A 19,959-nucleotide genomic window follows, 5' to 3' on the forward strand; every position below is an offset into this window, starting at 1 on the left:
GGTGCCCTGGCTTTCTCGGGGGACGGGGGAGCGTGGCTGTTCCCAGGGGGCGGCGCGTACTTCACTCAGCGGCCAGGGCCGTCCCCTGACCCCAGCGGCCCACCGCCATCTCGGCGGTGATTCCTGGGCCGAATCCGGCGATCACGCCCGTGGCCCCCGGCATCGGGGTGTCCTCGTCGAACAGCCGCAGCAGCGCGTCGAGCACGACCGCGCTGGCGATGTTTCCGTATTCGGTCAGCGTCGCCCAACTGTGCCGGAACATCTTGCGGTCGACATCGAGAAACCTGCTCAGATCGTCCAGAATTCGGGGGCCGCCGGCGTGCACCACATAGAAGTCCAGATTGCGGATGTCCCATCCGTGGTCCGCCGCCAGGCCGCGCAACACGGGGGCGAGTGGCTCCATCGTTCCCGGGACGCGGCGGTCGAGCTGGAAATGGAATCCGGTGTCCCGCACCGCGTAGGAGATCCAGTCCTCGGTGTGCGGAATGAGATGGGAGGCGTTCCTTTCCAGCGTCACCCCCGTGCCGCCCTTTCCACGGACCACGGCGGCGGCGACGGCGTCGCCGAAGAGGCCGTCGGAGAGCAGGGAACCGACATCGTCATCCGTCGGTTGGTAGCAGAGGGAGCAGAGTTCGCAGGAGACGATGAGGACATTGCCCTCGGGATAGGCCGTCAGAAAGTCGTGGGCCCGGTTGATGGCCGATCCCCCCGCCGCGCAGCCCAACTGCGCGATGGGTATCTGGCGGGTGTCGGAGCGGAACCCCATCGCGTTGATCAGCCAGGCGGTGAGCGACGGCATCAGAAAGCCCGTGCAGGACACGTAGACGATCGCGTCGATGTCGCGCGGTCCCAGTTCCGCGTTGCGCAGCGCCTGTTCGACGACCGGTGGGCACAGTTTCTTCGACTCGGCCTCGTAGACGCGGTTCCGCTCCTCAAGGCCCGGGTGCCGGAGTGTCTTCTCGACGGGCTGCACCAGATGACGCTTCCGTACCCCCGTGTTTCTGATGAGCCGCAGGGCCAGCGGAAGTTGGGGCTTTCCCGCGTGGACCCTCCGGGCGAAGTCCAGCGTCTCCTCCAGTGTGATGACGTGTTCCGGCACACTCACCGACGGCCTACAGAGCCTTGCCATATCGAGGATCTACTTTCTGTGGCGTTTCCTGGAATCTGCCTTCTCCACGCGCCGTTCTCTCGCGGTGATCTCGGTGCGCCCGGGCGTGTTCGGCCGGGCGCTCGTGTGCTCGGGACGTGGGGGCACGCTCGGGGCGTGTCGGGGGGACGGCGCGGCCGGGACGGGCGGGCAGGTCCCGGGGCCGGTGGGGCGGTGGCTGGTCCGCGTCGGGACCGCGGGGGAGGGGCCCCACGGCGCGGGGAACACGCGGTTTCCGCAGGTGAACGGAGCGCGTGGCGATGGTGGCCGACACGTGTGGCGGCCCGCGCCGGCCTCGGGCGAGGTCGCGGGGCGGCGGGGAGTGGCCGTGGGGGCGGGCTGCTCTACGCCCGTGTCGCCCGGGGGCCGGCGGCGGCGGAGGCGCGCGCTCGCGGGGGAGGGCAGAGGCCGGGCGGTGATTGTATGTATAGGTTCTTCGCCCCTGGACTGTCAAGGTGTGGACGGACTCTTCCCGGTTCGCGGTCCGGGCGGTCGCGCCGCTCGCGGAACCGACCCCGGGGGATCGTCGGGCCGGCGAATGCGGTGGCCCGACGCGACGAGCCGGACGCCGGAGCGCCGCGCGTTTCGGCGGCGATTCCGCGGCGCTGCGACGGCCCTGTCACGACTACGCGAAAGCGTCGCGCCGCTCGTTCCGATATCCGCTGCCCGACGGGTTGTCGGCGGCTTGTCCACGAGGTGGGAGGCTGTGCGAACGGCCACCATTCCCATGCGAATGGTGGCCGTTCGGGTTGGTGCCGGTTTCTCTTCGGCGGGGCGGTCGACCCGGCCACGGAGGATCGGGAGGGCTAGCTTCTTCCCCTGTCCGGCCTGTCGTTCAAGTCGTCGAAAGTCGTGGTGACGTCGTCGGGATGGTAGTAGGTGCGGCCGGTGTCGGTGTACCGGCGCCACCGATAGGTGTGCGCGTAGCGGTAGATGGTCCCCTTGGGGACCTTCCAGAGTGCGGCGATGTCATTGACGGTCAGCCCGGCCGCCGGACCCTGGGAATTCACGCGCCGCCCCCTTGCCCGCCACGGACCTGGCGCGCGAGCCGGGCCCAACTCGTGGCCGGCCACGCGTGCTGTGAGGAGACGGAGCAGGCGATTTCCGAGGGCGTGACGTCGTCACGGGAACGCATCTGGGCGACCAGTTCCCCGTCACAGCCGGGGGCCGGGCAGCGTCCCAGGGAGACGCGGCGCACGCGTTCGGAATAGGCGACCTCGTGAGCCTTCCGCGTGAGTTCGCTGATCTCGTCCACGAGTTCACCGGCGGCGGGATGTCGGCTCAGCCACTCGATATGGCGACAGAGGTAACGGGAGAGGGCGGAGACGTCGCGGGCCGGGCGCGCGAGACGGTGTTCCTCAGCGACAAGTCCGGCCCAGGAGGCCAGCGTTCCCCGCATGGCCGACCTGATCTCGGTGGCGACGGAGCTTATCGAGTCGTGTGCCACGCCCCTGCGCGGCGTCTTCCGTATCACCCGCACCACTTTCGGGTTCAGGCCCCGGTTGCAGTCCGAGTAAAGAATAGGTATGTTCAGCAGGTCACTTACGAGGCGGTTCCGACAGTCCGGGCATAACTGCCCGCTTCCGTCGACGCTTCCCCGCCCCCCGGTCGTGGCGCCGCCGTTGCCGCTTCGGCACGAGGCGGCCTGGCAAAGCCCAAGTCTTATCAAGATTCCCCCTTCGACATGCCCCGGTCGGTCCTCAGCCCTTCTGTCCGTGCCGGTCCCCTCCTGGCGTGTGGAGGGAGCACGGGCCAAGGCGTGCGGGAATGGGGCCACTTGTCAAAGCGTCCCTCGCTCGCCTCGCGCGAAGATCTGAGAAGGCTGCCCCACGATCATCGAGATTGAGGGCGCTCGTCAATAGTCCTCCTGGCCACCTCTCCCCGGGCGATGCGCGCACGGATGCGTGAGATGTCTTTCGGGGTAATTTCGTCGGCGATATGTTCTGGTTTGTTCCGATCGAGGGGCGCCCCTCGCGGTTGGCGGATACTCGCCAGCCCACGGGCGTGGAGCCGGCGGGCTGGCCTGAACCGGACCGCCGGTCAACGCCCCCGCCGGGCCGTCGCGTTGACCGGTCCGGCGGAGACCTAACCGGCGTCGCGAGCCCCCGCGGAGCGGTCGGGCGCCGCCCCCGAGGGGGTCGCCCCCGCGTCGGCGCCCCCCGAGTGGTGGCGGCCGATCGGCAGCATCAGCGGGCGGCCCGAGACCGGGTCCTCGATCACCCGGCTGTCCAGGCCGAAGACCGCCTTGACCGTCGCCTCCGTCAGCACCTCCCCCGGCGTCCCCGCCGCGTGCAGCGCGCCGTCGGCGACGGCGATCAGATGGTCCGCGTAGCGGGCCGCGAGGTTGAGGTCGTGCAGCACCATCACGACCGTGGTGCCGCGCGCGTGGTTGAGGTCGGTCAGCAGGTCGAGCACCTCGACCTGGTGGCTGGCGTCGAGGAACGTCGTCGGCTCGTCCAGCAGCAGCAGGTCCGTCTGCTGCGCCAACGCCATCGCGATCCACACCCGTTGCCGCTGCCCGCCGGAGAGCTCGTCGACGGCGCGGTCGGCGAGTTCCGCGGTGTGGGTGGCGTCGAGCGCCGCCGCGACGGCCGCGTCGTCCTCCGCGTTCCACCGTGAGAAGACGCCCTGGTGCGGGTGGCGTCCGCGGCCCACCAGGTCGGAGACGGTGATGCCCTCGGGCGCCACCGGCGACTGCGGCAACAGGCCCAGGGTGCGGGCCAGTTCCTTCGCCGGCAGCCGGTGCACCGCCTTGCCGTCCAGCACGACCCGGCCCTCGCGCGGGGCCAGCAGCCGGGTCATCGACCGCAGCAGGGTCGACTTGCCGCAGGCGTTGGCGCCGACGATCACCGTGATCTCGCCCGGCGGCACCGCCAGGTCGAGGGAGGAGATGACGACGCGGTCGCCGTAGCCGAGCGTCAGACGCTCGGCGGCGAGGCGGTGGGTCAAGGTCACAGCGAGCCTCCCGACCGGTGGGTGCGGATGATCAGATAGAGGAGATAGGGGGCGCCGAGCACCCCGGTGACGACGCCGACGGGGTAGCGGTGGTCGAACGCGAACTGCCCGACGAAGTCGGCGGCCAGCACCAGCAGCGCCCCCACCAGCCCCGCAGGGACCAGCAGCGAGCTGCCCGGCCCCACCAGCCGGGCGGCGATCGGCCCGGAGAGGAACGCGACAAACGCGATCGGCCCGGCCGCCGCCGTCGCGAACGCGATCAGCCCGACGGCCGCGACGATCAACGTGATCCGGGTGCGTTCGACCCGCACCCCGAGCGCCGCGGCCGTGTCGTCGCCCAGCCGCAGCGCCCCCAGGTCGCGCCCGCACGCCAGCAGCACCGGCGCGAGCACGGCCAGCGCGACGACGGCCGGCACGGTCTCCTCCCAGGTGGTGCCGTTGAGGCTGCCGGTCAGCCAGCGCATCGCCTCCTGGAGGTCCCACTCGGCGGCGCGGGAGAGGACATAGGAGGTGACGCTGTCGAGCATCGCGGAGATCCCGATGCCGATCAGGATCAGCCGGGTGCCGACCACCCCGTCCTTGAACGCCAGCCCGTAGACCAGCAGCGCGACGCCGAGGCCGGCGGCGATCGCCAGCACGGAGACGGCCGTCCCGCTCAGCGACAGCGTCACGATCGCGACGGCCGCGGCGGCGCTGGCGCCCGCGCTGATGCCGATGATGTCGGGGCTGGCCAGCGGGTTGCGCAGCATCGTCTGGAAGGTGACGCCGGCCAGCCCGAAGCTGAACCCCGCGACGACCGCCAACACGGCGCGCGGCAGCCGCAGTCGGCCGACGGTGAACGAGGCGCCCGGCACCCGCTCGCCGCCGATCACCCGCAGCACCTCCCCGGGCGGGTAGTACGTCTTCCCGTACATCAGGCTCGCGGCAAACCCGGCCACCACCAGGGCCAGCAGGACCAGGACGACGAGTCGGCGCCGGGCGGCGCGCCGCGTCCTGCCCCGGACGACGGCGCGCAGCGTGGTCGACGGCGGGCTCGTGGCGGGGGCGCTCACAGGGCACGCACCTTCTTGCGGCGGACGATGTGGAGGAAGAACGGCGCGCCCAACAGCGCCGTCACGATGCCGACCTCGACCTCGGCCGGGCGGGCGATCACGCGACCGATCACGTCGGCCGCCGTGAGCAGCGTCGCGCCGGCCAGCGCCGAGAACGGCAGCAGCCAGCGGTGGTCGACCCCGACCAGCAGCCGGCAGGCGTGCGGAACGACCAGCCCGACGAACGCGATCGGCCCGGCGGCGGCGGTCGCCGTTCCGCACAGCACCACGGCACCGACGGCGGCCGTCGCCCGCGCCCGTGCCACGCGTTCGCCGAGGCCGGCGGCGAGTTCGTCGCCGAGCGCCAGGGAGTTCAGCGCCCTGGCCGACAGCAGGCAGATCGCGAAGCCGACGGCGAGGAACGGCCAGATGTGGCCGAGCCGTTCGTAGCTGGCGCCGCCCACGCCGCCGACCTGCCACAGCCGGAAGCCGCCCGCGATGTCGTTGCGCGGCAGCATCACGGCGCTGACCAGCGAGGCGAAGGCGGCCGACGTGGCGGCCCCGGCCAGCGCCAGCTTCAGCGGGGTGGCGCCGCCGCGCCCGAGGGAGCCGACGGTGTAGACGAAGCCGGCCGCGACGGCGGCGCCGGCCATCGCGACCCAGACATAGCCGGTCGGCGAGGTGAGCCCGAAGTAGGCGACGCCGACCACCACCGCGAGCGAGGCGCCCATGTTGACGCCGAGGATGCCGGGGTCGGCCAGCGGGTTGCGGGTGACGCCCTGCATCACCGCGCCGGCCAGGCCGAGCGCCGCGCCGACCAGGATCGCCAGCAGCGTGCGGGGCACGCGTTTGGCGACGGCCGCCTGTTCCAGCGACTCCTCGGAGCCGCCGAGCGCGGCGAACACGTCGGACCAGGGCACGGTCCGCGAGCCGAAGGCGAAGGAGGCCAGCACGGTCGCGGCCAGCACCGCGACCACGGCCAGCAGCCACAGCGACCGCACGCGCGCCGGACGCCGCGCGGGGGCGGCGTCCGGCTGGCGTTCGGTCGTGGCCGCCGTGGTGGGGGCGGCGTCCGTCATTCGACGCGTTCCGCTGCCTCGGCGAGCGCCGACACGTAGTCCTCCAGCACCCAGGAGATCGACAGCGGCGTCGGGTTGGCCGCCGTGGCCAGCGGGCTGCTGCCGGGCAGCAGGAAGACCGAGCCGCGCTCGACGGCCGGGATGCGGGACAGCAGCGGGTCGTTCTCCAGCGTCTGGAGCAACTCGCCGGTGTCGTCGCCGTAGCCGGTGATGATGTCGACGTCGTCGAAGAGGTCGATCTGCTCGGCGCTGCGGGTCAGCGCGAACTGGTCGGTGCCCTCGGAGGCGCCGGCGATGCTCTCCGGGGTGGTCATCCCCAGGTCCTCGAAGAAGAGGGTCCTGGTGTCGTGCGTGGTGTAGAAGCCGACCTGGCTCACGTCGTTGGGGTCGACATGCGTCATGAACATCGCCGACTTCCCCTCCAGCTGCGGGTAGTCGGCGACGGTGGCCTCGATCTGGCCCTCCACGTCGGCGATCAGCTCCTCGCCCTCGTCCGCCATGCCGATGGCCTGGCTGTTGACGCGGACGATCTCCCGCCACGGGGTCGCCCAGGGGGCGTCGGGGTAGGCGACGACGGGGGCGATCTCGCTGAGCGTCTCGTAGTCCTGCTCGGTGAGGCCCGAGTAGGCGGCGAGGATCACGTCGGGCTGGGTGTCGGCGACGGCCTCGAAGTCGATGCCGTCGGTCTCGTCGAAGAGCGTCGGCGTCTCGGCGCCCAGCTCCTCCAGTTTCTCGCTCACCCAGGGCAGCACGCCGTCGTCGTCATCGTCGCCGAAGTTCGCCGCGGCCATGCCGACGGGGACGACGCCGAGGGCCAGCGGCACCTCGTGGTTGGCCCAGTTGACGGTGGCCACCCGCTCCGGCTTGGACTCCAGGGTGGTCTCGCCGAGGGCGTGCTCGATGGTGAGGGGGAACGCGTCGGAGTCGCCGCCCGCGTTTCCGTCCCCGGAGCCCGCGCCCGAGTCGGAGCCCGAGGCGCCGTCGCCGTCGGAGTCGGAGGAACCGCAGGCGGTGAGCCCCAACAGGACCGCCGCCACGGCGAGTAGGGGGAGGCGGGGTGAACGCATCGTTCCGTGCTCCACTTCCGTGGGTCTGGGTGCCGGACCTCGCAAACGGGTCGCGGGACGCGGCCGTGGAGCGGTGCACCGTACTGGGGTAGGGGGTTAGGTAAGGCTTACCTTGCCCGTACCTTAGGGAAGTGGTGCGGGTGTCGCAATCGACCTTTCGGGACAGCCGCTGTCGCGAAGAGGACAGAAGAGGACGGCGCCCGGCGGGGCGAACGACCGGGAGGGGCGCGCCCGTCGACCCGGGCGGGGGCCTCAACGGGACCGAAACGCCCCTGGGGTCAGGCCCGTTGTGCGGCGGAACGCCGCGCCGAAGGCGCTCGCCGACTGGTAGCCGACGGCCTGGGCGACGGCGTCGACCTCCCAGCCGCGTGTGAGCAACTCCACGGCGTGCCGGGCGCGCACCGAGGCGACCCAGCGCACGAAGCTGGTGCCGGTCTCGGCGGTGAACGCGCGCGCCACGGTCCGCGAGCTCACCCCGAGCTCGGAGGCCCAACGGGCGAGGGTCCGCTGGTCGCCGGGGTTCTCCCGGACCGCGTCGGCGATGGGGCGCAGCAGCGACGAGACCGGCATCCGGGTCAACAGCGCGTGCGGGGACGGCGTGACCACGTCCAGCACCATCGCCTCGGTCACCGAGCGCGAGGCCGGCGCGAGGCCGGGCTCCGCGAGCCGCTCCAGCAACAGCCGCAGCAGCGGGGTGATCTCCACGGCCACCGGCACCTCGGAGATCGAGGTGGTGCCGACGAAGCCGAAGAAGCTGGCGCGGAACCAGGTCCCCGCTATCGCCGACCCCGAGTGGAGCGTGCCGGCCGGCATCCACAGCCCCAGCGTCGGCGTGATGGTCCACACCCGCGAACCCACCACGGCGGTGGAGGCGCCCCGCTCGTTCCACAGCAACTCGTGCGAACGGTGGGAGTGCGCGTCCCAGGTGGTGTCGCACTCCACGACCTCGTCGTAGCACCTGATCACGAACGGCGCGTCCACGGCGCCCGGCGGATACGACGGCAGCCTGCGGGTCTCCCGCTCCCTGCGTGCCCCGTCGCTGGCGGCGGATGCGGAGGTCGCGGCGGGCATTCGCCCAGCTTAGGCGCCGCCGGGCGACGCCCGTGGGCGGCCGGTGCAGGCGGTTGGCGCAGGCGGTTGCCGGAGTGGGGCCGCGTGGTCCGCTCGCGCGCGCGGACCATGCGGGCCTGCCCGACTCCCGCAGGTCGCGGGGGTGTTACTCGGCGCGAGTGTTACTCGGCGGGCGGGGTGACCGGCTCCCAGCCGTCCGCCTCCTCGACCTCCTCCTGGGTGAGCTGGGTGAGGTCGATCGAGCCGTCCTCGTTCTTCTTCACGCTGACGCCGGGGCCGAGGTCGATGTCGCCCTCGCCGGGCTGGGTGGGGCCGGACTCGGTCTGGCCGGAGGTGGCCGGCTTCTCCTCGGCGCCGTCGGAGGCGTTGGCGGAGGTGGCGGCGAGGGCGGTCAGGCCGAGGGCGGCGACGGACGAGGCGATGATCCCCACAACCTTGAACTTGCGCATGACGGGCTCCCTGCTTCCTGGTGTGCACCGCGCTTCCCGCTGTGCACTGTGTCGGTTCCCGAACTCGACCGTTCGCCGTGTTCGTGCCTCCATCACATCGCGGGCCCACGTTCAGCCCGGTAAACGGACGCACGACCTTGGGGCGACTTTCCTTATCCGGCCGTGACAACGGCCCTTCGGGCCGGCTCGCGCGCGAATTCGACGGTGATCGCGAGCCCGCCGTCCGGGCCCGGCTCGGCGCGGAGCGCGGCCCCGTGGGCCCTCGCTATGGAACGGACGATGGACAGGCCGAGCCCGTGCCCCGTCGTGCCGACGCGGTCCTGCCCGAGGCGGCGGAACGGCTCGAAGAGCCCGTCTACCTGGTCGGCGGGGACGGGGGCGCCGGTGTTGGCGACCGTCAGGGTCGCGCCGTCCAGCGTCACCTCGACGTGGCCCCCCGGGCGGTTGTACTGGAGGGCGTTGCCCACCAGATTGACCACGAGATGGCGCAGGAGCACCGGATCCCCCGTGACCCGCCCGGGATCGCTCAGCCGGGTGCGCAGCGCCAGCCCCTTCTCCTCGGCGACGCGGCGCAGCCCGTCGACCGCCTCCTCGGTCGTCTCGGCCAGCGCCACCTCCTCCCTGTGCTCCAACCCGCGCTCGCCGCGCGAGAGGACCAGCAGCGAGGCGATGAGCCGCTCCGCCTCGCGGTTGGTGGTGAGCAGGTCCTCCCGGGTCTCCACGAGATGCTCGGGGAGGGGGTCGGCCAGGCCGACCTCGATGCTGACGCGCTGGGCGGCGAGCGGGGTGCGCAGCTCGTGGGAGGCGTTGGCCACGAAGCGGCGTTGGCTGTCGAAGGCGGCCTGGAGCCGTGCCAGCATCGAGTCGAACGCGTCGGCCAGATGGTGCAACTCGTCGTCGGGGCCCGGCAGGTCGAGGCGCCGGTCCAGACTGGTCTCGCTGATCCGCAGCGCCGTGTCGGTCACGGCGGTCACCGGCCGCAGCGCGCGCCGGGCCAGCCAGCGGCCGGTGAGCACCACCAGAACGGTCATCAGCAGCAGCCCGATGCCCGACCAGACCAGCATCTGCTCCACCGCGGTCTCCCGCACCGACTGGATGGTCGAGTTGAGGGCCTGTAGCGAGACCTCGCCCCCCGCGAACTCCCCGCCGGCGGTGCCGGCGTCGCCCGCGCCGGAGGACTCCGTCGGCCCCGAGGTCTCCGTCGGCCCCGAGGTCTCCGTCGGCCCCGAGGTCTCCGCCGGCCCCGAGCCCTCCCGCGGATCGCCCTCCTCGGTCGGCAGATAGCCGGTCGTGTCCCGCGGCCAGTCCTGGGCGTCCTCGTCCAGCGCGACGGCGATGCCCGAGGAGCGGGAAGCCGTCCCGTGGCGTGCCAGCGCGACGACGAACGCCAGCAGGGCGGTCCCCGACAGCAGGAAGAGGCCGCCGAAGCCCAACGCGAGCCGGGTCACGAACGGCAGCCGCGACCAGCGTCCCCCGCCCCGCGCGCCCCGACTCCCCGAGCCCTCCGGCCCGTTCCCCGCCCCGCGCGCCGCTCCGGCGTCTTCCACGGCTCCGTCCTCCGCCACGGCTCCGTCCTCCGCCACCGCGCCCTTCCCGTTCACGAGGTGAGCCGGTAGCCGCGACCGGTGTGGGCGGTGATGGTGCCGGGGCCGCCGAGCTTCGTCCGCAGCCGGCTGACCGTGGCGCGCACGGCGCTGGTCTCCGGGTCGAGATGCTCGTCCCAGACGGTGCGCACCAGCTCGCGACGCGAGACCGGCTCGCCCCCCGAGGCCAACAGCAGGTGGAGCACGGCGAACTCCTTCGGGGTGAGGTCGACCGGCCGGCCGTCGACGAGCACCTGGTGGCGGTTGTGGTCCATCTCTATCCGGCCGCTCCGCAGCACCGAGGGCGGAGGCGTCGGCGCGCGTCGGTGCAGCACATGGACGCGGGCCAGCAGCTCGGGGAAGTCGAAGGGCTTCGCCATGTAGTCGTCGGCGCCCAACTCCTCCAGGCCGTAGATCTTCTCCGAGAGGTCTCCTGCCGCCGTCAGCATCAGGACGCGGGGCGGACGCGGCAGCCGCCGCACTCTCCGGCACACCTCGTCCCCGGTCATCACCGGAAGGTCCCGGTCAAGAACGAGCACGTCGTAGTCGGTCAGCTGGCACATCCGCTCGGCCTCGTCGCCCGTCTCCGCCACGTCGACCGCGATCGACGCGCGACGCAGCCCCTTGGCGACGGTGCGGGCCAACACCCGGTGATCTTCGGCAATCAGAACCCTCATGCCCCTCATGCCATCAGGCCGCCTGTTACAGAGATATAAAGACTCGCGCCGACCCTCGCCGTCGGCCACGCTGGGCGTCAGGGGCGCCCGACCGCCGGCGCGGCGCGGGGGTGCGAGGACCGGAAGGTGAGGGGTGAGGGGCCGAAGTGGGGACCACGGGCACGCGGGACACCCGACTGGGGCTGCTTCTCGCGCAGTTCGACCAGGCCAGGGAGATGGCCGGGGTCCGGCTGACCGGGCTCGGTGACGAGGAGTACCTGTGGGAGCCGGTGCCGGACTGCTGGTCCGTCCGGCGCCGGGCCGAGGCGAGGACGCCGAGGGCGTTCGGGCCGGGGGAGTGGGTGCTCGACCAGGGCCTCCCGGACATCCCGCCGAGCGAGTACGCCGAGGTCGCTCGGCAGGCCGCCGGCGGCATGACCGTCGCGAAGATCGCCGAGGACTGGAGCGTCGGCGTCGAGCGGGTGGAGGAGGTCCTGGCGCACCGGGGGGACCCAGAGCCCGGGCCGACGCACGTGACGACGATCGCCTGGCGGCTCGGCCATCTGCACTTCCACTTCGAGGGCGGCTGGGAGTGGGCGTTCGGCCGGCGGCGCGAGCCGAAGACGCTGGTCGACTTCACGCCCTCCGCCGAGCTGGCGCTGGCGCGCTTCTGGGAGACGATCGACCGCTGGCGTGAAAGCGTCGCCACCGTCACCGAGGAGCAGCTCGACACCGTCGGCTTCTCCCGTTATCCCTACGCCTCCGACGCGGACGACACCTATGCCAGCGTGCTGGGGGGCGCGAACCTGGAGTTCATCCACCACATGGCCGAAATCGCCCTGCTCCGCGACCTGTTCCGGGCCCGCGTCCGATGACCCCCTGGGCCGGTTGGGCCGCCGCGACCGCGGGGACCGCCGTCGGCTCGGAGACGACCCGACTGGTCGTGCTCAGGGGGAACTCGGCCTCCGGCAAGTCGACCGTCGCCGCCGAGGTCAGACGCCGGCACGGGCGCGGCATCGCCCTGGTCGGGCAGGACAACCTGCGGCGCGTCGTGCTGCGCGAGCGTGACGTCCCCGACGGGGTGAACATCGGCCTGATCGACACGGTCGCCCGTTACGCGCTGGAGCACGGGTACCACGTGCTCGTCGAGGGCATCCTGTACGCCGCCCACTACGGGCCCATGCTGGAGGCCCTGCGCCGGGACCACCGGGGGCCGACGCACCACTACTACCTCGACGTCTCCTTCGACGAGACGCTCCTCCGCCACGCCGGCAAGCCGCAGGTGGCGGAGTACGGGGAGGCCGAGCTGCGCGGCTGGTACCGGCCGCTCGACCTGCTGCCGGGCGGGGTCGAGACGGTGGTGCCGGAGACGAGCGGCAGCGCCGAGACGGTGGAACGGGTGCTGTCGGACTCCGGGTTGGGCGCCGCGGCGAGCTGAACGGCGCCCGCACGGGGAACGGCAAACGGTCACCCCTCGGGCAGCAGAAACCCCCCGCCGGGCAGGGCCGTCAACTCGCCGCGCCCCGCCCTGCGGCGCAGCTCCGCCCCGAGACGACCTAGCCCCGCGGGGGCGGCGGCGTCGGAGGCCGACTCCAGGTACTGCCGGACGTCGAACGCGCGAAAGCACGCCCCGCCCCCCGGCGCCGCGTCGAGGTGCACGTCCCCGCCGTCGGCGAGGGTGACCGTGTAGCCGATCCCGTGCACCTGGTACTCCCACCCCTCGCCCGTCCGTCCCGCCCTCGGCAACGCCCCCCGCAGGACCGCGCCGACGATCCCCTCCACGGACGCGACCCCGCCCCGTCGCGCCATCGCCCGGCGCCCCTCTCGGAAGGCACTCAGCGCGCGGTCGACCGCCTCGTGTGCCGGCGGGTCGTCGCGGTGCTCGGTCTCCATGCCCCCATGCTGCCGCTCGCCGCCACCCGGCGTTCCCCCTACCGTCTGCCGGGCGCGGCGCAGCGGGTCAATGTTTGTTGCTGCAAATGAACTGCGCCTAGTGTTCGGAGACTTGACGCCGAGGTAGTGCATCTGTGACGTTCCCCCTGTATGCGATCGCTATCAACAGGGGGTTGAGGCAACGGCATGACAGGGGAAGTGCCGAGCGGGGGAGTCGGCGGGCCGGGGCCGCGGTTTCGGCCGGGGGGCGGGTGCCTGGGGGCCGGGTCCGGGGGAACGGGTGGGCCGGCGGGAGGAAACGGGGCCGGGCTCGTCCCGGCGGGAGCGGCGCGACGGGGGTGCGCCGCTCCAGGGGTTTCCCGCCGCCGGCGCCGGGTTGAGAGGACAGGACGTTGTTTCACGAAGTTCAGCAACCGCGACCGGTTCACTACGTTCCGGTCGACGAACTGCTCCCCGCGGACTCGCCCCGCCTGGGCGGACTGGACGAGGACCACGCCCGTGGACTGGCCGAGAGCGGGCGGGTGTTCGAGCCGATCCTGGTCCATCGGGAGCCGCGGCGGGTGGTCGACGGGATGCACCGGCTGCGGGCCACGATCCTGCGTGGCGAACGGCGGATCGCCGTCCGGTACGTCGACGGGGCGCCGGAGGAGATGTTCATCCGCTCCGTGCAGAGCAACGTCAACCACGGTCTGCCGCTGAGCCGGAGCGACCGCAGGGCGGCCGTCGCGCGGATTCTCGCCACCCACGCCCACTGGTCGGACCGGGCCATCGCGACCGTCACCGGTGTCTCGCCCAAGACCGTGGGCGCGGCACGGGGCAGGCTTGCCACCGAGGAATCTCCTCACTCGAACCCGCCGCCGACCCGGGTCGGCAGGGACGGCAGGCTGCGTCCGGTCGACACGGGGGAGCGTCGCGAACGGGCGCTGGCGCTGCTGGCCCAGCGGCCGGGCGCCACGCTGCGCGAGGTGGCCGCGGGCGCCGGCGTCTCCATCAGCACCGCGCACCGGCTGCGGCAGCGGCTGCGCGCGGGCGAGATCGCGCCGGAACGGGCGGCCGACGGTGGCGCTCCGCTTCCGCCCCCGGGGTCGGGGCCGGCGGCGAGGCCGGAGCGGGCACCGGAGCCGGGGTCGGAGCCGGAACGGGCGCCGGAGCCGGGCGCGGCCGAGGCGCGGGGCGACGCCTCGCCGCTGGCCGCGCTGGTCAGCGAGGCGGCGCGGCGCGGGCTCACCTCGCTCCCCGCGGGGCGGCGGCCTGGCGGTGGCGACGAGGAGGACATCGCCCAGATGCGGATTCGCGCGTTGGAGATCCTCTCCAACGACCCCTCGCTCCGCTTCACCGACAGCGGGCGCGCGCTGCTGCGTTGGCTCAACGGGCAGGCCCAGGTGCTGGCCGCCGGGGAACAGCTGCTGGCCGCCGTTCCGCCGCACTGCGCCCAGGCGCTCGCCGAGGTGGCGAGCCACTATGCGCGCGCCTGGGAGCGGTTCGCCGTCGAGATGCTGGAACGGGAACACTCCCGGGACGACCTCGGCGTCGCGCGTTGAACGTCGCGCATTGAACGGCTCCGGTGTTTCCCTTCAGTCGAACGGGAATTCCCGCAGCGGGGAACACGGCGAAGTATTTCCCAGCATGAAAACCCGTTCGTTGACAGTCAGTTGACGGCCCGCTTACTGTGCTTTCGCAATTCCACAACGCCACGGAGGTGTTCAGGCATGGCAGAAACTCTCCAGCTCACGCGGGAGCAGGTCGACTCCGCGCTGCGAGCGGGCTCGACGATCGACGCGCTCATCGGGCGTCTGACCTACGACGAGGACTTCGCGAAGCGCCTCGCCGACGACCCGCGCAACACGATGGAGAAGGCGGGGCTGGCCTTCGACAAGGAGGGCATGGACAGCCTGATGGTCGTCGACCCGCAGCGGTTCGACGGCGCCTGCGAGGCGCTGTTCAACCTGGTCGACGCCGAGTTCCTCTACAAGGTCGCCGCGCCTTCCTGCGACCCCGTCTGAGGGGGCGACGGCTTTGCCGTCGTTTGCCCGCGTGATCTCTGGTAGTTGATAGAAACCGCCGGATAGTCAACGGGTTTCGCGTGACCGTGGCCTGGTGGTCGAAATGTTCGCGCCATCAGGCCACGCCCGCCCTTTCGGTACGCCTTTCCGTTCGGGCCGTGATTCCGGGAATCCCTTCGCGCCCGCGGGAACCGGCGTTTCCCGGACGTCTCCCTTTCTGATCCGTTCACCGCCCACCGTTCACCGCCCACCGTTCACCGCCCACCGTTCACCGCCCGCCGTCCCAGCCGAGGGGGTTTCCATGACTGCCGCCGTTTCGACCGGAGACACCACCGGCCCCAGGCCGTCAGCCGTGCGCGCGCTGCGGCCGGCGGACATGGCCGAGATCCGTGCGCTGACCGGCGGGTTCGGGCTGACGCCCGAGCGGTTGGGGCAGGAGCTGGCGGCGCGCGACGACTTCCGCTGGATGGGTCTGACCGACCCGGACGGAAGGCTGAGCGCCGTGCACCGTGCGATGCGCTGGGGCCCCCTTCTCCTGCTGAAGGGCGTCTTCGTGCGCGAGGACACGCGCGGCTCGGGCGCCGCGATACGGCTCGCGTTGGCGCTGCGGGCGGCGGCCGAGGCGGAGGGGCTGCCGGGGATCGCCGTCTGGTACGAGCCGGGGATGCCGGAGTCGGCCATCGCCGAGCTGCTGCGCGTCCGCCCGCGCGGGCCGCTGGTCCACCGCATCACGCTGCCGCTGCCGACCGAGGAACGCGCCGCCGGCACCGCGCCGGTCGACACCGCGCCCACCGCGTCCGCCGACACCGCGCCCACCGGCACCGCGCCCACCGGCACCGCGCCCGCCGCCACCGCGACGGCGTCGGAAGCCCGACCGCCCGCGTTCCGCGGGGAGTTCACGCTGCCGCCCGAGGCCGTGGAGGGCCCCGCCGCCGAGGGGAGGGTGGATCTCCTCGACGGGCTCGTGCCGGACGCGCGGCCCCGTTGGGTGCTGGACGGCGACCGGCTGGTCTCCAGCGTCGGCCTCGGGCCGGACGGGGTCGCCGCGCTGGTCGACGCGTTGGGCCCGGTCGCGCGGCGGGTCGGCGCGCGCACGCTGGAGTTCCCGGTGCTCGCCGCCGACGTCCTCGGCGCGCTGCGACTCGCGCGCACCGGCGCCCGCCGCCGCAACCGCGTGCCCGTCCGGCTGGGAACGCTGAGCCTGAACGGGTCCCCGCCCGACACGCCGCCCGCGACCGTGCCCGCCCGCGCGACTCCGGAGCCGCGTCATGTCCGGTGAGCCAACCCCGCACGAGGCGCGCGGGCTTGGCGCCGACGGCGACCCGTCCGCGCTGCGCGCCCGCGTCGACCGCGCGGGCCTCGACGCGAACGGCGTGCGGCGGCTGCTGCGCGCCCGTGAGGGCGCCCCCGCGCCGGAGCCCGGCACCCGGCTGGAGCCCCTGACCGACGTCGACGGCCGCACCACCGACATGGCCGTCCACGTTCCGGAGGGCGCGGACCCCGGGACGCTGGGCGCGCTGGTGCTGCTGCACGGCGTCGGCGGCAGCGGCCCCGCGACGCTGCCGCGCTTCACCGAGCTGGCCCGGCGGGCGAACGTCGCGATCCTCGCGCCGACCGCCCGCGCCGTGCGCGACCGCTCCAACCAGCTCGACCTCGCCGGGCTCTTCGGCAACCGCTTCGACGCGCCGAGCTGGGACCTGCGCGGCGCCGACTTCCCGCTCGCGGCGCTGCGTTGGGCGCGGGTCACGCTCGGCGTCGACCCGGACCGCTGCCTGTTCGCCGGCACCTCGATGGGCGCGCTGGCCACCTGGAACCTGGCGATGCGCTACGGCGACCGCCTCTGCGCCGCCGTGCCGATCAACGGGGCGCTGTCGATGTGGGAGACGTTCGGCACCGACCGCCGCAAGCGCGCGCTGCTGCCCAACGTGCTGACGCTGCCGCTGTTCGTGGTGCACGGGGCGGAGGACACGCAGATACCGCCCGCCTTCGACCGGCAGTCGGTGGCGACGCTGCGGGAGTCGGGGCATCCGGCGCTGCGCCACGTGGAGGTGCCGGGCGGCGGGCACGCGCTGGAGACGCTGAACCTGGCCGACGGGGCGGCGCCGCTGCTGGGCGAGTTGGCCGACTGGCTGGCCGGCCGGCGCCGGCCGGGACCCGCCGCGCGGATCACCCACCGCGCGCTGGACGACCGGCACGGCCGGTCGCGTTGGGTCGCGGTGCGGGGCGTCGCGCCGGGGGCGGTCGCCGAGGTGCGCGCCGAGCGGCTGGCGGCGGACGCGGTGCGGGTGACCGTGACCGGCGCCCGCGAGGTGCGGCTCCATCTGGGAAGCGACCTGTTCGCGCCGGGCGAGGTCGCGGTCTCGGTCAACGGGGTGGCGCACACCGTGGAGTTCCGCCCCTCGCTCGACAGGCTGCTCGCCTCCTACCGGGCCGAGGCGGACCCCGCGCTGCTCGACGAGCAGACGGTGACGCTGCCGGTCCCCGCGGCGGGGGACGGCCCGGACGCGTCGCGGACAGGGGAGGAACGATGAGCCGGGGGCACGAGCCGACGACGGCCACCGAACGGTCGGAGCGGGACGAGGGGCGCCCGAAACCGGGCGTCGAACGGTCGGACTCGGCCGTGGAACGGTCGGAAACGCTGGGCGAGCGACCGGAGTTGGCCGAGCTGGTGCTGGAGGGCCGGTCCCGGGTCGACGGCGGGGCGCTCGGCCCCCACGTGGTCGGGGCCGCCGAGGCCGCGCTGCGGCGCGCCGGCGTGCGCCCCGGCGCGATCGTGCTGCTGACCGGTCTGGACGCGGTCGAGGCGCTCGGCGGGATGGTGGCGGCCTGGCGGCTGGACGCCGTTCCGCTGGTGGCGCCCGCGACCCGCCGGCTGCCTCGGGAGGCCCACGGCGTCTGCCGCCTCGGCCCGTCCGCGCAGGCGCTGCCCGCGACCGACGCCGCCCCCGTCGCCGGGCTGGAGCGGACGGCCGTGCTGATGCCGACCTCCGGCAGCACGGGCGAGCCCAAGCTGGTCCGCCGGGGCGTCGCCAGCGTGTTGGCGGAGGCCGAGGGCTATCGCGAGCATCTCGCGCTGACATCGGCCGACCGGGTCGCCGTCCCCGTTCCGCTCACCCACTCCTACGGCTGGGGCGTCGCCATGAGCGCGCTGCTGACGGGCTGCGCGCTCGACACCACGCCGCCCGCCAGGGCGCGCACGCTGGCGCGGCTGATGGACACCGGCGCGGTGTCGGTGGTCGCGCTGACGGCCGCGCTGGCGCGGCTGCTCGTCGAGGTGCGGCGCGACGGCGCACGACGGGTGCGGCTCGCGCTGGTCGGCGCCGGCGGCGTGTCCGACGCGCTGGACACGGCCTTCGCCGCGCGCTTCGGCAGGCGGCTGCACCGGGGCTACGGCTCCACCGAGACCGGCGGTGTCTTCCTCGGCCGCGAGGGCATCGGCCGCCCGGTCGCCGGAGTCCGGGTGCGGCGGCCGGCGAGGGGAGCGACGGGCGAGCTGGTGCTGGAGACGCCGGCGCCTGTGGAGGGCGTGCTGGGCGCCGAGCCGACCGGGCTGTGGCACACCGGCGACCTGGTGCGCCGCGACCCCGACGGGGTCTGCCACCACCTCGAACGGCTCCGCCCCGGGCTGCGGCTCAACGACCGCTTCGTCGACACCGCCGAACTCACGGGCGCCCTGGGCGCGTTGCGCGGGGTCACCGATGTCCAGCCGCTGGTGCTCCCCCGGAGCGGCACCCCCGAGTTCGAGGACCTCTATGTGGTCGTCGAAAGCCTTTCCCCGCTCGGGGAGGACGACTGGGAACGCGTGATGAGCGCACTCCCGGAATCCCTGCCCCGCCCGTGTGTGCTGCGCTGCGAGGCGCTGCCGCGCGATGTGCTGGGAAAGCTCGACCGGGACGCGTTGGTCACCTGGATTCGCGACAAGGAGAAACGTGGGGGAAAACGTGCGCGCTGAGAGCGGCGACTGGGCGGAGAGTCAGGGGAGCGTCGGGGGAGGCTCAGCCACCGAGTTCCGGAATCTGGTCGCCGGGCAACTCGCCCGCACCCTGGTCGAGATCGGAGCCACCGCGTTCTCCCGCGAGGAGATCCTGGCCGACGAGGGCCTCAGAAACCGGGATCTGGTCGGCTTCGGGCTCGGTTCCCTCGACTGGATCAGGCTGGCGGTGCGGGTGGGTGAGGAAACGGGCCTCGAACTCCCGGAGAACACCCTGGTGGACGCGGAGTTCCGCACGGTATCCGGCTGGAGTGCGGCCCTGGCCGAGCTGAAGGGAGAAGGAAACGATGCGTGAGACACACCGTAGGGAGAGGTTTGTCGTCTTCGACGACTTCCTCGACGAGGCGACGCTCGCCGAACTGCGCGGACAGGCCGACCGTTCCACCTTCTCCGAGGTGAGGAGCGTCATCTATCCGGACAGCGACGGCACTGCCCACCGTTCGAGGGGCGCCTACCTCAAGGGCGCCGCGCTCGGCGCCGCGGACGGCGCGGGCCGGCCGAGGGCCTATGAACGGATTCTGCGCACGGTGGCCGAAGAGACCGCGGTATTCGGCGAGCGCGGCGAGGACTGGAACCGCGCCGCCTTCACCTTCTGGCGCTATCCGGCGGGCAGCAGGCTGAGTTGGCACAACGACGTGGGCGGCGGCCGGGTCGGCGAGTACATTCTCTTTCTCCACGAGGAGTGGAGCGCCTCCTGGGGCGGCGAGCTGATGATTCTCGACGAGGACCCGCCGCGCGCTTCGAGCGGCGATTTCGAGGACTTCATCGCGCAGATGGAGCTCCAGGTGCGGAACTCCTCGGTCAGCCCGGTCGCCATCGTTCCCAAACCGAACAGGCTGGTGCTGGTGAAAGCCGGAACGGCGCACCAGATCAACCGCGTCGACCCGACCTCGGGTTCGGACCGCCGCACGCTCACCGGATTCATATCGAAGAAATCGGAAGAGGACACCGAAGCGGCCCGTGACGCCCTGAGGAGACTCGTCCGGGAATCAACGCCGGCGACCCGATGAACGCGCCGAAACCGACCACACACG

Annotated in this window: 21 protein-coding genes; 9 read left to right on the forward strand and 12 right to left on the reverse strand. The window is 73.0% G+C overall.

Features of this window, described 5'->3' with window-relative positions; all coding sequences use genetic code 11:
* Window positions 1-61: 61 nt before the first annotated feature.
* From FH715_RS07500 to FH715_RS07550, 11 genes are all read right to left on the reverse strand, one after another.
* Window positions 62-1,129, reverse strand: coding sequence for a type III polyketide synthase (locus FH715_RS07500; protein ID WP_211367479.1), 1,068 nt, complete (start codon window positions 1,127-1,129; stop codon window positions 62-64).
* An 824-nt stretch (window positions 1,130-1,953) separates the two neighbouring features.
* Window positions 1,954-2,157, reverse strand: coding sequence for a MerR family transcriptional regulator (locus FH715_RS07505; protein ID WP_139642057.1), 204 nt, complete (start codon window positions 2,155-2,157; stop codon window positions 1,954-1,956).
* Window positions 2,154-2,621, reverse strand: coding sequence for a hypothetical protein (locus tag FH715_RS07510; RefSeq protein ID WP_246108614.1), 468 nt, complete (start codon window positions 2,619-2,621; stop codon window positions 2,154-2,156). Before FH715_RS07510 ends, FH715_RS07505 begins: the two co-directional genes overlap by 4 nt.
* A gap of 611 nt (window positions 2,622-3,232) precedes the next feature.
* Entirely contained in the window at window positions 3,233-4,102 is an 870-nt protein-coding gene (locus tag FH715_RS07515) for an ABC transporter ATP-binding protein (protein WP_139642059.1), read from the reverse strand.
* A complete protein-coding gene (locus FH715_RS07520; protein WP_139642062.1) occupies window positions 4,099-5,154 on the reverse strand; it encodes a FecCD family ABC transporter permease in 1,056 nt (351 codons plus the stop codon). The genes FH715_RS07515 and FH715_RS07520 overlap by 4 nt, the downstream gene beginning before the upstream one ends.
* Complete coding sequence (locus FH715_RS07525) at window positions 5,151-6,212, reverse strand: FecCD family ABC transporter permease (RefSeq protein WP_139642064.1); 1,062 nt, start codon at window positions 6,210-6,212, stop codon at window positions 5,151-5,153. The genes FH715_RS07520 and FH715_RS07525 overlap by 4 nt, the downstream gene beginning before the upstream one ends.
* A complete protein-coding gene (locus FH715_RS07530; RefSeq protein WP_139642067.1) occupies window positions 6,209-7,279 on the reverse strand; it encodes an iron-siderophore ABC transporter substrate-binding protein in 1,071 nt (356 codons plus the stop codon). The genes FH715_RS07525 and FH715_RS07530 overlap by 4 nt, the downstream gene beginning before the upstream one ends.
* A gap of 252 nt (window positions 7,280-7,531) precedes the next feature.
* Window positions 7,532-8,350 (reverse strand): helix-turn-helix domain-containing protein, encoded by an 819-nt coding sequence (locus FH715_RS07535; RefSeq protein WP_139642069.1) that lies wholly within the window; start codon window positions 8,348-8,350, stop codon window positions 7,532-7,534.
* 161 nt (window positions 8,351-8,511) lie between these two features.
* The gene (locus tag FH715_RS28120; RefSeq protein ID WP_170184666.1) at window positions 8,512-8,799 is read right to left on the reverse strand and encodes a hypothetical protein; all 288 of its coding nucleotides are present in this window, start codon (window positions 8,797-8,799) and stop codon (window positions 8,512-8,514) included.
* A 152-nt stretch (window positions 8,800-8,951) separates the two neighbouring features.
* Window positions 8,952-10,364 (reverse strand): sensor histidine kinase, encoded by a 1,413-nt coding sequence (locus tag FH715_RS07545; RefSeq protein ID WP_246108615.1) that lies wholly within the window; start codon window positions 10,362-10,364, stop codon window positions 8,952-8,954.
* Between the two features lie 32 nt (window positions 10,365-10,396).
* Entirely contained in the window at window positions 10,397-11,059 is a 663-nt protein-coding gene (locus FH715_RS07550) for a response regulator transcription factor (protein WP_139642070.1), read from the reverse strand.
* 146 nt (window positions 11,060-11,205) lie between these two features.
* On the opposite strand from FH715_RS07550, the gene FH715_RS07555 reads away from it, so the two are divergent.
* Window positions 11,206-11,913: a DinB family protein gene (locus FH715_RS07555; RefSeq protein ID WP_139642073.1), complete on the forward strand. Its 708-nt coding sequence runs from the start codon at window positions 11,206-11,208 to the stop codon at window positions 11,911-11,913.
* Entirely contained in the window at window positions 11,910-12,476 is a 567-nt protein-coding gene (locus FH715_RS07560; protein WP_139642075.1) for an AAA family ATPase, read from the forward strand. Before FH715_RS07555 ends, FH715_RS07560 begins: the two co-directional genes overlap by 4 nt.
* A gap of 29 nt (window positions 12,477-12,505) precedes the next feature.
* On the opposite strand, the gene FH715_RS07565 is transcribed toward FH715_RS07560, so the two are convergent.
* A complete protein-coding gene (locus FH715_RS07565) occupies window positions 12,506-12,931 on the reverse strand; it encodes a DUF6896 domain-containing protein (RefSeq protein ID WP_139642077.1) in 426 nt (141 codons plus the stop codon).
* A gap of 392 nt (window positions 12,932-13,323) precedes the next feature.
* Between FH715_RS07565 and FH715_RS07575 the strand changes: the two genes are divergently transcribed.
* The 7 genes from FH715_RS07575 to FH715_RS07605 all read left to right on the forward strand — a co-directional run bounded on the left by FH715_RS07575 (window position 13,324) and on the right by FH715_RS07605 (window position 19,935).
* Complete coding sequence (locus FH715_RS07575; protein ID WP_139642079.1) at window positions 13,324-14,472, forward strand: helix-turn-helix domain-containing protein; 1,149 nt, start codon at window positions 13,324-13,326, stop codon at window positions 14,470-14,472.
* Between the two features lie 168 nt (window positions 14,473-14,640).
* Window positions 14,641-14,934: an Os1348 family NHLP clan protein gene (locus tag FH715_RS07580; RefSeq protein ID WP_139642081.1), complete on the forward strand. Its 294-nt coding sequence runs from the start codon at window positions 14,641-14,643 to the stop codon at window positions 14,932-14,934.
* A 301-nt stretch (window positions 14,935-15,235) separates the two neighbouring features.
* Complete coding sequence (locus FH715_RS28125) at window positions 15,236-16,213, forward strand: hypothetical protein (RefSeq protein WP_170184656.1); 978 nt, start codon at window positions 15,236-15,238, stop codon at window positions 16,211-16,213.
* Window positions 16,203-17,465 carry an alpha/beta hydrolase gene (locus FH715_RS07590; RefSeq protein ID WP_139642083.1) on the forward strand — a complete coding sequence of 421 codons (1,263 nt, stop codon included), beginning with the start codon at window positions 16,203-16,205 and terminating at the stop codon, window positions 17,463-17,465. Before FH715_RS28125 ends, FH715_RS07590 begins: the two co-directional genes overlap by 11 nt.
* Window positions 17,462-18,886: an AMP-binding protein gene (locus FH715_RS07595; protein ID WP_139642085.1), complete on the forward strand. Its 1,425-nt coding sequence runs from the start codon at window positions 17,462-17,464 to the stop codon at window positions 18,884-18,886. Before FH715_RS07590 ends, FH715_RS07595 begins: the two co-directional genes overlap by 4 nt.
* Window positions 18,876-19,220, forward strand: coding sequence for a phosphopantetheine-binding protein (locus tag FH715_RS07600; RefSeq protein WP_170184667.1), 345 nt, complete (start codon window positions 18,876-18,878; stop codon window positions 19,218-19,220). The genes FH715_RS07595 and FH715_RS07600 overlap by 11 nt, the downstream gene beginning before the upstream one ends.
* On the forward strand, window positions 19,213-19,935 hold the full coding sequence (locus tag FH715_RS07605; RefSeq protein ID WP_139642089.1) for a 2OG-Fe(II) oxygenase: 723 nt from the start codon (window positions 19,213-19,215) through the stop codon (window positions 19,933-19,935). The genes FH715_RS07600 and FH715_RS07605 overlap by 8 nt, the downstream gene beginning before the upstream one ends.
* The last annotated feature ends 24 nt before the right edge of the window (window positions 19,936-19,959 follow it).

This window comes from Streptomyces sedi (genome assembly GCF_006335015.1).
In the GTDB taxonomy this organism is placed as follows: domain Bacteria; phylum Actinomycetota; class Actinomycetes; order Streptomycetales; family Streptomycetaceae; genus Streptomyces; species Streptomyces sedi.

Coding starts and splice junctions, on each gene's coding strand:
- FH715_RS07500 (WP_211367479.1), bottom strand. CDS start 1,129: ATGGCAAGGCTCTGTAGGCCGTCGGTGAGTGTGCCGGAACACGTCATC.
- FH715_RS07525 (WP_139642064.1), bottom strand. CDS start 6,212: ATGACGGACGCCGCCCCCACCACGGCGGCCACGACCGAACGCCAGCCG.
- FH715_RS07530 (WP_139642067.1), bottom strand. CDS start 7,279: ATGCGTTCACCCCGCCTCCCCCTACTCGCCGTGGCGGCGGTCCTGTTG.
- FH715_RS07535 (WP_139642069.1), bottom strand. CDS start 8,350: ATGCCCGCCGCGACCTCCGCATCCGCCGCCAGCGACGGGGCACGCAGG.
- FH715_RS28120 (WP_170184666.1), bottom strand. CDS start 8,799: ATGCGCAAGTTCAAGGTTGTGGGGATCATCGCCTCGTCCGTCGCCGCC.
- FH715_RS07550 (WP_139642070.1), bottom strand. CDS start 11,059: ATGAGGGTTCTGATTGCCGAAGATCACCGGGTGTTGGCCCGCACCGTC.
- FH715_RS07560 (WP_139642075.1), top strand. CDS start 11,910: ATGACCCCCTGGGCCGGTTGGGCCGCCGCGACCGCGGGGACCGCCGTC.
- FH715_RS07565 (WP_139642077.1), bottom strand. CDS start 12,931: ATGGAGACCGAGCACCGCGACGACCCGCCGGCACACGAGGCGGTCGAC.
- FH715_RS07580 (WP_139642081.1), top strand. CDS start 14,641: ATGGCAGAAACTCTCCAGCTCACGCGGGAGCAGGTCGACTCCGCGCTG.
- FH715_RS28125 (WP_170184656.1), top strand. CDS start 15,236: ATGACTGCCGCCGTTTCGACCGGAGACACCACCGGCCCCAGGCCGTCA.
- FH715_RS07590 (WP_139642083.1), top strand. CDS start 16,203: ATGTCCGGTGAGCCAACCCCGCACGAGGCGCGCGGGCTTGGCGCCGAC.
- FH715_RS07595 (WP_139642085.1), top strand. CDS start 17,462: ATGAGCCGGGGGCACGAGCCGACGACGGCCACCGAACGGTCGGAGCGG.
- FH715_RS07605 (WP_139642089.1), top strand. CDS start 19,213: ATGCGTGAGACACACCGTAGGGAGAGGTTTGTCGTCTTCGACGACTTC.